General features: G+C 63.4%; 8 protein-coding genes. 3 read left to right on the top strand and 5 right to left on the bottom strand.

Annotated elements, in window-relative coordinates:
* Nucleotides 1-2 precede the first annotated feature (2 nt).
* Nucleotides 3-1,832: a pseudouridine synthase gene (locus JYP46_RS02335; protein WP_206547152.1), complete on the bottom strand. Its 1,830-nt coding sequence runs from the start codon at nt 1,830-1,832 to the stop codon at nt 3-5.
* Nucleotides 1,833-2,031: 199 nt separating this feature from the next.
* Between JYP46_RS02335 and JYP46_RS02330 the strand changes: the two genes are divergently transcribed.
* Nucleotides 2,032-2,460, top strand: coding sequence for a nucleoside deaminase (locus JYP46_RS02330; protein WP_113156193.1), 429 nt, complete (start codon nt 2,032-2,034; stop codon nt 2,458-2,460).
* Nucleotides 2,461-2,547: 87 nt separating this feature from the next.
* Here JYP46_RS02330 and JYP46_RS02325 read toward each other — a convergent pair whose 3' ends face one another.
* The 4 genes from JYP46_RS02325 to JYP46_RS02310 form a co-directional block, all read right to left on the bottom strand.
* Nucleotides 2,548-3,222 (bottom strand): hypothetical protein, encoded by a 675-nt coding sequence (locus JYP46_RS02325; RefSeq protein ID WP_206544724.1) that lies wholly within the window; start codon nt 3,220-3,222, stop codon nt 2,548-2,550.
* Nucleotides 3,223-3,433: 211 nt separating this feature from the next.
* Nucleotides 3,434-6,346: an isoleucine--tRNA ligase gene (gene ileS / locus JYP46_RS02320; protein ID WP_206547151.1), complete on the bottom strand. Its 2,913-nt coding sequence runs from the start codon at nt 6,344-6,346 to the stop codon at nt 3,434-3,436.
* A gap of 227 nt (nt 6,347-6,573) precedes the next feature.
* Entirely contained in the window at nt 6,574-7,572 is a 999-nt protein-coding gene (locus JYP46_RS02315) for a bifunctional riboflavin kinase/FAD synthetase (RefSeq protein ID WP_206544722.1), read from the bottom strand.
* A 12-nt stretch (nt 7,573-7,584) separates the two neighbouring features.
* A complete protein-coding gene (locus JYP46_RS02310) occupies nt 7,585-8,445 on the bottom strand; it encodes a TIGR01459 family HAD-type hydrolase (RefSeq protein WP_113154329.1) in 861 nt (286 codons plus the stop codon).
* 237 nt (nt 8,446-8,682) lie between these two features.
* Between JYP46_RS02310 and JYP46_RS02305 the strand changes: the two genes are divergently transcribed.
* Together JYP46_RS02305 and hisS are read left to right on the top strand one after the other, a co-directional pair.
* Nucleotides 8,683-10,614 (top strand): TadE/TadG family type IV pilus assembly protein, encoded by a 1,932-nt coding sequence (locus JYP46_RS02305; protein WP_206547150.1) that lies wholly within the window; start codon nt 8,683-8,685, stop codon nt 10,612-10,614.
* 90 nt (nt 10,615-10,704) lie between these two features.
* The gene (gene hisS, locus JYP46_RS02300; protein ID WP_206547149.1) at nt 10,705-12,174 is read left to right on the top strand and encodes a histidine--tRNA ligase; all 1,470 of its coding nucleotides are present in this window, start codon (nt 10,705-10,707) and stop codon (nt 12,172-12,174) included.
* Nucleotides 12,175-12,266: the final 92 nt, after the last annotated feature.

The raw sequence follows: 12,266 nt of genomic DNA, 5'->3' as shown, positions 1-12,266 counted from the left end.
GCCTAGCTGTCCCGGCCCGGCTTCTTGCCCGCAGGACGCCCCTTGCCCGGGCGCGGCGCGCCACCGGGTTTGCCTGCTCCGGGTTTGCCAAAGGATTTTCCCGCTCCCGGTTTGCCCCCCGGTTTGCCAAAGCTTTTCCCACCGGGCTTGCCGCCCTTTGCGAAACGCGGCTTGTCACCCGATGCTGGACGGTCATCGCGCGAGCGGAAGGGCCGGTCCTGACGGTCCCCGCGTCCTTCACCGGACGGTTTTCCGTCCCGCGAGAAACGCGGCCTGTCATTGCCGCCGGAGCGCTCGTCACGATCCGGACGGCCCTTGCCGAAAGGCTTGTCGCCGCGCGGACGGAAAGGCCTGTCCTCACGGTCGCCACGTCCCTCGCCCGACGGTTTGCCGCCACGGGAAAAACGCGGCTTGTCACCGCCACCCGAACGTTCGTCACGCTCCGGGCGGCCCTGACCGTAAGGCTTGTCGCCACGCGGGCGGAAAGGCCTGTCCTCACGGTCGCCACGTCCCTCGCCCGACGGTTTGCCGCCACGGGCAAAACGCGGCCTGTCACCGCCACCCGAACGTTCGTCACGATCCGGACGGCCCTGACCGTAAGGCTTGTCGCCGCGCGGGCGGAATGGCTTGCCGCCGCGCTCTGCGCCGCCCGGCTTCGGCCCGCGCTTCATCGGCTGATCGCCGGCGGCTTCCGCCTCGGCCTGTTTCTTCTTGCTCAGCGGCCGTGCGCCGGGCGCCATCCAGACGTGGCTGCCACGGTTCTGGCGCGGTCCACGCTCTTCCTCGCGACGCGCCGGACGCGTCTGCAGACGGTCACGGGCGGCTTCGCGCTTGTCTTCGCGGTCGCGCTTGCGGTTCTTGATGAAAATCTTGCCGCCATCGCGTTCACGACCGGCCTGCTTCTCCTCGGCCTCGGCCTCGCGCTGCTTGTATCCTGCGCGCACCGGCTTGTTGGAGAACGGGGTGGTGATGGGCGCATCGAAATTCGCACCGGCCTTCTCGACCAGACGCTCGCCAAGCTGCTCGCGCAGGGTGCGGCCCTTCACCTCCTGCACCTCGCCTTCAGCCAGCGCACCAAGCTGGAAGGGACCGTAGGAAATGCGGATCAGGCGCGTGACCTCAAGGCCCAGCGCGCCAAGCACGTTCTTGACCTCACGGTTTTTGCCTTCGCGCAGGCCCAGCGTCAGCCAGGCATTGCTGCCCTGCTCGCGGTCGAGCGACGCCTCGATCGCGCCGTAGAACACCCCATCAACGGCAATGCCGTCCTTGAGGCCTTCAAGCGCCGTCGCATCGACCTTGCCGTGAACGCGCACGCGGTAGCGGCGCAGCCAGCCCGTTTCGGGCAGTTCCAGCGCGCGGGCCAGACCACCATCATTGGTCAGAACCAGAAGGCCCTCGGTGTTGATGTCCAGACGGCCGACCGTGATCAGACGCGGGAGCCCTTCGGGCAGCGTGTCGAAAATGGTCTTGCGGCCCTCGGGGTCGCGGTTGGTCGTAACGACACCGCCCGGCTTGTGGAACAGGAAGAGACGCGTGCGCTCGACTGCCGGCAGCGGCTCGCCATCCAGCAGGATGCGATCGGAATCCCCGACATTGAATGCGGGCGTCGTCAGCACCTTTCCGTTCACCGAAACACGACCGGCCTCGATGATCGCCTCGGCGTCGCGGCGCGAGGCAACGCCCGCGCGCGCCAGCCGCTTGGCGATGCGCTCGGTGCCGGCCCTGTCAGCGTCCTGCGGGGCCGCGTCCTTCCGGTGAGCGGATTTCTGCGGTTTGTCTTCCCGGTTTGTATCTTGGGGCCGGTTCGTGTCTTTGGATCGGTCGTTCGTCATGATGGCCTTTTGCCCTGGGTCTCCGCAATGCGCACTATGCGGCGGAAACGCTCCAGTAAATTAAATCAGAGATCGCACGGCGCGAAAATCGATTCCGATTTCAAACCCGATGCTATAGAGGCGGCTAGGTATCAAGTCGCAGTGCCACTTGCGAGCAAAAAGATTGAGCAGACCGACGAAAGCGAACTACACCGGCTTCATGGATGCCGCCCTCGAAGAGGCGCGGCTTGCCGCCGAACGCGGCGAAGTGCCGGTCGGCGCAGTGATTGTCCATGACGGTGCGATCATCGCCCGCGCCGGCAACCGCACCCGCGAATGCAACGATCCCACCGCCCATGCAGAAATCGTCGCCATTCGCGAGGCCTGCGAAAAACTCGGTTCCGAGCGCCTAACCGGCGCTGATCTTTACGTGACGCTGGAACCCTGCGCCATGTGCGCCGGCGCAATCTCGTTCGCCCGCATCCGCCGCCTCTATTTTGGCGCAAGCGACGAGAAAGGCGGTGCCGTCACCAGCGGTGCGCGCTTCTACACGCTTCCCACCTGCCACCACGCGCCGGATGTCTATCCCGGCATCGGTGAAGCAGACGCGGCCGAAATGCTCAAGAGCTTCTTCAAGAAGCAGCGTTGAACGAAACCAGCCTGCTGACGAAAACAGCGGGCCATGGCCCGCTGTGTCTCAATTGATGATCATTCGGCAATGATCATTCGGCGATGATCAGCCGCCCCAGGGCCAGAGACGGCCCAGGTCGAATCCGCCGCCGCCCTTCTGTGCGGCCTTCTTGGCTTCGCGGGCCTTCTTGGCCTCATCGTCACCCAGCACGCCTGTCGGCGCGGTGTCTGCCGGCTGGCGATAGGTTGTCGGCGGCTCGCTCAGATAGCGGCGCTGCGTCGGCGTGCCCTGTGCGGAGACGGATGCGGCGCGGCGCTTGAAATATTCCTCGCGCTGCTTCTTGGCGACTTCGGGATTGATGAAACCGTCATCGCTACGCGCATTCACGCCAATATCGCGCTCGACGGGCGACTTGTAGAAGCGGTTGTCCTGGTTCTCGGTGGCTTCGGCGCGGATGCGGGCAAGCCGCTCTTCCGGCGATTCGGGCCATGCCGGGTTCGATGTCGAAGCCACGTTTTCCTGCGGCGGCGGCAGAACCTCGGTGGAGGACGGCATCACGATACCGGCGCGCGGCTTGTATTCGATCTTCTCCCTGTCACGCGGACCAAGAGAGAGAACACCCGTCACATCCTCGATAAGCTGCTGGTCGGCCGTTTTGTCGGTGCCATAGGTCGGAGACCCCATGCAGCCGGACAAAAGGACAGCCGAAAGGCACAGCGCGCCCGAAGCCGCAACCGCGCGCACGGAAGGCCGTGACGTTGTGGTTTCCGTTCTCTTCACTGCCACCTCTCTCCCAGAGTGCCGCCGCTCGGGCTTGGCAATCTGCTTGTCGTCCATTGTTCCAGACCGTCGGGGTATTCAGTTTCCGCGTGTCGCGCATGAATCCGGCGACAACGTGGCGTCCCTACCCGGCGGCATTTGTAGCGAAGGCGACCGCGGGAAGCAATCGGCAGCGCCGAAGCTTCCCCCGTATCCGCTAACGCCTGCCCGCCTAAAGGCGGCCAAGCGCCTGCAGTTCATGCAGCGCAGCCGCATCGCGCGCCGACACTTCCGGGAATGCGGGATCGGAGCCCACATCGTCCGTGTAGCGCCAGGAGCGCGCGCATTTCTCTCCACCGGCCCGCGCGAAGACAACACCGACACCCGGCACATCTTCAAGCGTGAACGCATCGGCCGGCGGCGCTTCGTGCCGCACGTCGATGCCGCTGGTGATGCAGATATCGGCCATGTCGCGATCGGCGATGGCCTGCTGCAGGCCCTCATCGTTCACATAGACGACCGGAGCGGCCTCCAGCGAGGAGCCGATGGTCTTTTCCTTGCGTTCGATCTCGAGCGCGCCCGTCACGACACGACGCACCTGGCGGATCTTGCGCCATTTCTCGGCCAGCGCATCGTCGCGCCACTCCTGCGAAATCGCCGGGAACTGCTCCAGATGAACGGAGCGCGCATCGGGATGACGCTCAAGCCATGCCTCTTCCATGGTGAAGGGCAGCATCGGCGCAAGCCAGGTGACGAGGCAGTCGAACAGCGTGCGGACCACCTGCAGCGACGCCTTGCGGCGCACGCTCGACGGCGCATCGCAGTAAAGCGCGTCCTTGCGAACGTCGAAGTAGAACGCCGACAGTTCCACGACCATGAAGTCGAGCAATGAGCGGATGATCCGCTTGAAGTCGAAATTGTCGTAGCCCTTGCGCACCACCTCGTCGAGCTCGGCGAGACGGTGGAGCATCAGGCGCTCCAGCTCCGGCATCTCGGCGAAAGGCACATCCTCGCCCGTGTCGTGGGCGAGCGTGCCCAGCATCCAGCGGGTCGTGTTCCTGAGCTTGCGATAGGCGTCGACATTGGTCTGGATGACCGATTTGCCGAGGCGCTGGTCTTCCCAGTAATCGGTCGTGGCGACCCACAGACGCAGAATGTCTGCGCCCGACTGGTTCATGATGTCCTGCGGCACCACGGTGTTGCCCAGCGACTTCGACATCTTGCGGCCGTCCTCGGCCATGGTGAAGCCATGGGTGATGACCGTGTCGTAAGGCGCCCTGCCCCGCGTCGCGCAGCTCTCCAGAAGCGAAGAGTGGAACCAGCCGCGATGCTGGTCGGACCCTTCCAGATAGACATCGGCGGGCCATTTCAGGTCCGGACGGTCTTCCAGCGTGAAGGTGTGCGTGGAACCGGAATCGAACCACACATCCAGAATGTCCATCACCTGCTTCCAGGGCTCGCCGGCGCGCGCGCCGAGGAAGCGCTCGCGTGCGCCTTCGGCAAACCATGCATCCGCGCCCTCGGCCTCGAAGGCGTCGAGAATGCGCTGGTTGACGGCCTCGTCCTTCAGCACATTGCCGTCTTCATCGGCAAACACGCAGATCGGCACGCCCCAGGCGCGCTGGCGCGACAGCACCCAGTCGGGACGGTCGGCGATCATGGCGCGCAGGCGCGCCTGACCGGCAGAAGGCACGAAACGGGTCTCGTCGATGGCCTTCAGCGCGCGCGAACGCAGCGTCGATGCATCGCCCAGATCCTTGTCCATATAGACAAACCACTGCGGCGTGTTGCGGAAGATGACCGGCTTCTTGGAGCGCCAGGAATGCGGATAGGAGTGTTTTAGCCGCCCGCGCGCGAACAGCATGTTCTTCCCGATCAGCGCTTCGATGACCGCCTTGTTGGCGTCGCCCTTCTTGCCCTTGTCGTCGATGACGCGGGCCGGACCGCCTTCACGGTCGGGACCGAAGCCCGGCGCATCCTTGGTGAAGTAGCCGGCGTCGTCCACGGTGAAGGGGATCGCCGGGTCGATGCCGCGCGCCTGCAGGTCACGGGCGCAATCCATCCAGGCGTCAAAGTCTTCGCGGCCATGGCCCGGCGCGGTGTGCACGAAGCCCGTACCCGCATCGTCGGTGACGTGATCACCCGGCAGAAGCGGAACCGTGAACTCGTAACCGCCGCCAACGCCCTTGAGCGGATGCGCGCAGACCATCGCGCCGAGTTCGGCAGCCGACACATCGCGCAGGCGCTTGTACTCAAGCTTCGCCTTGGCAAACGACTCTTCCGCCAGCGCATCGGCAAAGATCAGCTTTTCGCCGGCCTGCGGCCCAAAATCGTTCTCCGCACCGGTGACCTCGTAAAGGCCATAGGAGATGCGCGACGAATAGGAGACGGCGCGGTTGCCGGGGATCGTCCAGGGCGTTGTGGTCCAGATGACCACGCATGCGCCGTCAAGATCCGCAGCGCCATCGATCAGCGGGAATTTCACCCAGATCGTGTCGCTCTCGTGATCGTGATACTCGACCTCGGCCTCGGCCAGCGCCGTGCGCTCGACCACCGACCACATCACCGGCTTGGAGCCGCGATAGAGCTGGCCCGACATGGCGAATTTCAGAAGCTCGCCGGCGATCCGGGACTCTGCGTGAAAATCCATCGTCTTGTAGGGCTTCTTGAAGTCGCCCTCGATGCCCAGCCGGAGGAACTCATCCGACTGGACCTGGATCCAGTTGGCGGCGAAGTCACGGCATTCCTGACGGAACTCGTTGACCGGAACCTCGTCCTTGTTCTTGCCCTTGGCGCGGTACTGTTCCTCGATCTTCCATTCAATCGGCAGACCGTGGCAGTCCCAGCCGGGCACATAGTTGGAATCATATCCGCGCATCTGGAAGGAGCGCGTGATGATGTCCTTGAGAACCTTGTTCAGCGCATGGCCGATATGGATGTTGCCATTGGCGTAGGGCGGGCCGTCATGCAGCACGAATTTGGGACGCCCGGCGGCATCCTCGCGCAGGAGGCGGTAAAGGTCCATGTCCTGCCAGCGCTCAACGAGCTGCGGCTCCTTCTTGGGAAGGCCGGCGCGCATCGGAAACTCGGTCTGCGGCAGGTTGAGGGTTTTGGAATAATCGATCTTTTCGGACGTCTCGGTCATTGTCTCGCCATGAGATGGGCAAAGCAGCGAAGGGCTTCGCCATAGCCATTATCGTAAAACAGAAAAAGCGCGTTTGACGCGCGACAAACCCCGGACCTTCCGCGACGCTCAGGCCGCACGGAAGGCCGGGCCAATAATTCGTATGGCAATCGGTATGAAACCGGCGCGTGTCATCATGGGAACGGCTTTTAGCCGAGGCGGGCCGAAGAATAAAGAGGCGATTGGCGTCAGCCGGCCAGCCCCTCGAACGCCAGCGCCAGATCGAGCGGCCCATGGGGTTTGACATCGCCAAGCAATGCGCGCGCTTCCGCCTCGTCGCGCTTCATCTGCGCGATCAGCGGATCAAGCCCGTCGAACTTCACCTCGCCGCGCAGAAAGCCGAACAGCGAAACCGAGCAGGTTTCGCCGTAAAGATCGCCGTCGAAATCGAACAGGAAGGTTTCGAGCAACGGCGCGCCATCCTCGGTCACCGTCGGGCGGCGGCCAAAACTCGCCACCCCATTGTGCAGGCTGCCATCGGCGCGGCGAAACCGCACCGCATAGATGCCGTGGCGCAGCTCCGCATCCGGCGAGAGCGCCATATTGGCGGTGGGAAAGCCCAGCGTGCGGCCAAGCTTCTGCCCGCCGGTCACCTCTGCCTCCACCGTAAAGCGATAGCCCAGAAGCCCGGCAGCCTCCGCCACCTCGCCCCCGGCCAGAAGGCCACGGATGCGGCTTGATGAAATGACCGCCCCGCCCTCGTCGGAATAGGCGTCGACAACCGTGACGCCAAAACCATTGTCCCGTCCGGCCTCGGCCAGCACCGCCGGCGTGCCGCTGCGGTTCTTGCCAAAATGGAAATCGAAGCCCGTCACCACATGCGATATGCCGAGCCCGTCGACCAGAACCGTTTTGACAAAATCCTGCGGCGACAGGCCGGAGAAGCCACGGTCGAAGGCCTGCTCGACCACCGCGTCAAAGCCCAGCGCGCCCAGAAGCCGCGCCTTCATCGGCGCGGGCGTGAGGCGAAAGAGCGGCACGTCCGGTCGAAACACCTGGCGCGGATGCGGCTCGAAAGTGAGCACCAGCGCCGGCACGTTCTCACGTGCGGCGATCTCCAGCGCAGGCTCAAGCACCGACTGGTGCCCGCGATGCACGCCATCGAAATTGCCAATGGCCACCACCCCGCCGCGCAGCGCGGCAGGCAGGCCTTTCACATCGGCAATGCGTTCGATCGGACCGGCCACGCGCAAACCCTGCTATTTGAGCCGTGGAATGGCCGCGACGGGATTGTGGCCATGGGTTTCCAGGAACGCGGCGAGGCGCTCGGCCTCCGGTCCCTGGCCATTGCCATATTCGCGCGCATGAATGCCGTCGGTGACGAACAGCACGTCGATGCCATACTGATCCGCGCCCTTCACGTCGGTCAGCACGCCATCGCCGATGGCCAGCGCCTTGTCGCGTTCAAGCTCACGTCCCATGATCTCGCCGGCCGCCTTGAACGCAGCCTCGTAGATCGGGCGATGCGGCTTGCCCGCAATCAGCGTGCGCCCGCCAAGCAGACCGTAATCGCGCGCCAGCGCGCCGGCGCACCAGATGAGCCGGTCGCCACGCTCGACAATGATGTCGGGATTGGCGCAGATGAAAGGCAGATCGCGCATCCGAAGGCGCTCGAGCATCTGCGCATAATCTTCAGGCGTCTCGTTCTCGTCGTCGAACAGGCCCGTGCAAACGACGCCGGACGCCTCGAAATCCTCGACCAGCTCCACGTCTATCCCGTCGAAAATCGCATGATCGCGGTCAGGCCCGATGTAAAAAAGCCGGCGCGGGGCGCTGCGGATCAGATCGCGCGTCACATCGCCGGACGTCACCACCCGGTCCCACGCGTCATCGGGAACGCCGAGCACGCCAAGCTGCTCTTCGACGCCCTGATGCGGCCGCGGCGAATTGGTGATCAGCACCACCGCCTTGCCGGCGGCCCGCGCCCGCGATAACGCGGCGCACGCTTCGGGAAAAATGGAAACGCCGTTGTGGATCACGCCCCAGACGTCGCAGAGAACGGCATCGTAAGAGCCGGTAAGGCGGTCGAGCGTGTCGATAATCTGAGGTGCTTGCGGCATGGGGGAAATATTCGTCTCAAGCATTGGGAGGTCCGGTGAGAAAAGCGCAGGCCCGGAATTATCGGATGCGGGCTTCACTGTCACCCGGTTTTATCACCGCACCCCGGAACTGTCACACATTCGAACAGTGCGGTTAACCTGCCGGGAACCACAAAAACCGACGCGATCGCACCAGTTACGACCGGTTAATCACTCTACGTGGATGTTTAGCCAGCACTGTAACTTGGGGTGGCACAAATGCTCAGGAATTTCGTGCATGACCGTCGCGGCAATTTCGCCATGATGACGGCGCTGATGATGGCGCCGATCATGGGTGTGACCGCGCTCGCAATCGACTACAGCCAGGTTTCCCGCCAGCGACAGATGACGCTCAACGCGCTCGACGCTGCGGGCATCGCCACGGCCCGATATCTGACGCAGGGCGCGACCGACGCCGAGGCCGAGGCCTATGCGAAAGACTTCTTCAGGGCCAATCTCGGCGGCGTGAAACCCGAAAACGCGACACTCCTGATCACCCTGCCGAACCAGAACACTGGCGGCGGGACGCTGAAGCTGGAGGCGCAGCTCAAATACGCGCCGATCTTCTATCCCGTGTTTCAGAAGCTGCGCGGAGAAAACCCGGGCGGCGACACGAAGATCGACTTCAAGGCCCAGAGCGAGGTTCGGTTGAAGAACACGCTGGAAGTCGCACTCGTGCTCGATAACTCCGGCTCCATGGGCTACACCGGCACCGGCTCTTCCGAAAAACGCCTCACCATACTGAAAAGCGCCGCCAAGGAACTGGTCAAGACCATCGCCAGGGAAGGCGCGCAGATGAAGCAGGTGCAAAAGCCGGTTCAGTTCGGCGTCGTGCCCTTCGCCGCCTCGGTCAATGTCGGCCCGGACAACGCAACCGCCACATGGATGGACACGGACGGTCGCTCACCGATCCATCACGAGAATTTCGACTGGTCGACCATGGGCGCGCTCGATCCCGAAAAGCGCGTCGAACCAAGCAACGGCATCTACTACAAGCGCGGCGAAAACTGGGGCGCTGAAGCCGGCCAGAAGGTCACCCGTTTCACGCTTTACGACGACATCAAGCGCGTTACCGGCACATCAACGGACTGGGCCTATGAATGCACCCGCTTCTACAGTGACGGCTCGTGCAGACGGTATGGCTGGGTGGAGAAAACGACCCGCACACATGGTTCGTTCGCCAGCTGGGGCGGATGTGTGGAGATGCGGCCCTATCCACTCAACATCAACGATGCCCCTGCCGATCGCACCAGACCCGAAACGCTTTTCGTGCCCATGTTCGCACCGGACGAAACAGACAAGACCGACGGCAACCGTCGCCCGGCAAACAACAACTGGTGGGATGACTTCACCAGTGGCTCCACCAGCGCGGCCTATGATCAGGCCTATATGCCGAAATACTATGACGACACATATGAAACCCGCGCCATGGGCATGGACGAAGGACCGAATGCAAGCTGCAGCACCAAGCCCATCACGGCGCTGACCGATGTGGGCTCGACCACGGGCCTCAACAAGATCTACACCGCCATCGACGCGATGGAAGCCAATGGCGCGACCAATGTGACCGAGGGGCTGGCATGGGGCTGGCGGGTCGTTTCAGGACGCGCGCCCTTTTCCGAAGGCCGCCCCGACAACGAGACGGGCAATGACAAGGTGGTCATCGTGCTGACCGATGGCGCAAACACCTATTACACGCCCGGCAGCGTGTCGGCCCAGGACTATTCGGGCTCCTATTATCGCTATGGCGGCAATGATCTGGCCGGTTCCAGATCGATCTATTCGAACTATGGCTATGTGCGAAACCGCGCCGGCAACAGCCGCCTTTTCGATGGAGCAACCGGTGCAAGCAGCTATGACTATTCCAACGGCAACTACTCCAAAGCCATGACCTCCCATATGAGTGCGATCTGCGAGAATGCGAAGTCGGACAAGATCATGGTCATGACCGTTGCACTGGACCTTGATGCGACCGACGCCAATGAGAAAAAGCAGATCGACGCACTCAAAACCTGCTCCTCCGAGTCGCGCACCCGCAAGGACGGCAATGGCAAGCCGGTTAAGCTTTTCTGGAACGCCACCAGCGGCGATCTGGACGACGCCTTCAAGGCCATTGGCGACGAACTCTCCAACCTGCGCATTGTCGGCTGACGCCGCCCTTGCCGCTTTGGCCATGATCGGTTAGGACAGCCGCGCCCCCTTCCGGGCGCGGTTTTCTTCATTTTACGGACGGATTTCGACATGGCTAAAAAGGCTGACAAGACCCGGGCGAGGCTCCCACGCGGCTTTGTCGACCGCCATGCGAGCGACATTCGCGCCGTCGAAGAGATGAACGCGCGGATCCGCGAGGTCTATGAGCGTTATGGTTTCGACCCGATCGAGACCCCGATCTTCGAATACACCGATGCGCTGGGCAAGTTCCTGCCGGATCAGGACCGGCCCAATGAAGGCGTGTTCTCGCTGCAGGACGACGACGAGCAGTGGCTTTCGCTGCGCTACGACCTGACCGCCCCCCTGGCGCGTCACGTGGCCGAGAATTTCAACGACATCCAGCTTCCCTACCGCACCTATCGGGCGGGTTATGTGTTCCGCAACGAGAAGCCGGGACCGGGCCGTTTCCGCCAGTTCATGCAGTTCGACGCCGACACGGTGGGCGCGCCGGGCGTGGCCGCCGATGCCGAGATGTGCATGATGATGGCCGATGTGATGGAAGCGCTGGGCATTGCGCGCGGCGACTATGTGATCCGCGTCAACAACCGCAAGGTTCTCGACGGCGTGATGGAAGCCATTGGCGTTTCCGAAGACGGCCAGAAGCTGACCGTGCTGCGCGCCATCGACAAGCTGGACAAGTTCGGACCGGAAGGCGTGAAACTGCTTCTCGGCCCCGGTCGCTGGGACGGCGGCAAGGAAGGCGAAGGCGACTTCACGAAGGGCGCCGGGCTGGATGATGCAAACGCACAGATCGTTCTCGACTACATCGACGGCAAGGCCGGTGGTCTCGAGAACCCGACCTTCCAGTCGGGCGCTTCCGAACTGGCGCAGATCGAAAGCCTGTGCCGCGCAGCCGGCTACGATGAGAGCCGCATCAGCATCGACCCCTCCGTCGTACGTGGCCTCGAATATTACACCGGTCCCGTTTTCGAGGCCGAGCTGACCGCCGAAATCCCCAATGAGAAGGGCGATATCGTGCGCTTCGGCTCCGTTGGCGGCGGCGGGCGTTATGACGGGCTCGTGTCGCGCTTCCGTGGCCAGCCGGTTCCGGCAACGGGTTTCTCCATCGGCGTATCGCGCCTGATGACCGCGCTGAAGAACCTCGGCAAGCTCGGTCAGGACCCCGTACTGCCGCCCGTGCTCGTCACCGTCATGGATGGCGACACCGAAGCCATGGCGAAATACCAGCAGTTCACGCAGAAACTGCGCGCTGCCGGCATTCGCGCCGAGATGTATCAGGGCAACTGGAAGAAATTCGGCAACCAGCTGAAATATGCCGACCGGCGCGGCAGCCCGGTCGCCATCATTCAGGGGGCGGACGAGCGCGCCAATGGCGAGATCCAGATCAAGGACCTGCTTGAGGGCAAGCGGCTCTCCGCCGAGATCGAAAGCAATGAAGAATGGCGCGAGGCGCGCGTGGCGCAGCTGACCGTCAGCGAAGACGAGCTGGTGGATGCGGTGCGCAAGATGCTCGCCGCACAGGTCGGCGAGGCGGCGTGATGACAGCCGCCATCGCAAGTTTCAGCAGCGCAGCGCTCGCCCCTCACCCTTACCCTCTCCCCGCCAGCGGGGAGAGGGAGACATCAACCTTG

Source organism: Nitratireductor aquimarinus (assembly GCF_017255295.1).
GTDB classification, from domain to species: Bacteria; Pseudomonadota; Alphaproteobacteria; order Rhizobiales; family Rhizobiaceae; genus Nitratireductor; species Nitratireductor aquimarinus.
Note: the sequence above shows the minus strand (reverse complement) of the source record. Positions and strands in the feature narration are given on the sequence as shown.

What these genes read in the sequence shown, in the direction of transcription:
- JYP46_RS02330 (WP_113156193.1), top strand. Translation starts at nt 2,032, where the DNA reads ATGGATGCCGCCCTCGAAGAGGCGCGGCTTGCCGCCGAACGCGGCGAA.
- JYP46_RS02310 (WP_113154329.1), bottom strand. Translation starts at nt 8,445, where the DNA reads ATGCCGCAAGCACCTCAGATTATCGACACGCTCGACCGCCTTACCGGC.
- hisS (WP_206547149.1), top strand. Translation starts at nt 10,705, where the DNA reads ATGGCTAAAAAGGCTGACAAGACCCGGGCGAGGCTCCCACGCGGCTTT.
- JYP46_RS02335 (WP_206547152.1), bottom strand. Translation starts at nt 1,832, where the DNA reads ATGACGAACGACCGATCCAAAGACACGAACCGGCCCCAAGATACAAAC.
- ileS (WP_206547151.1), bottom strand. Translation starts at nt 6,346, where the DNA reads ATGACCGAGACGTCCGAAAAGATCGATTATTCCAAAACCCTCAACCTG.
- JYP46_RS02305 (WP_206547150.1), top strand. Translation starts at nt 8,683, where the DNA reads ATGCTCAGGAATTTCGTGCATGACCGTCGCGGCAATTTCGCCATGATG.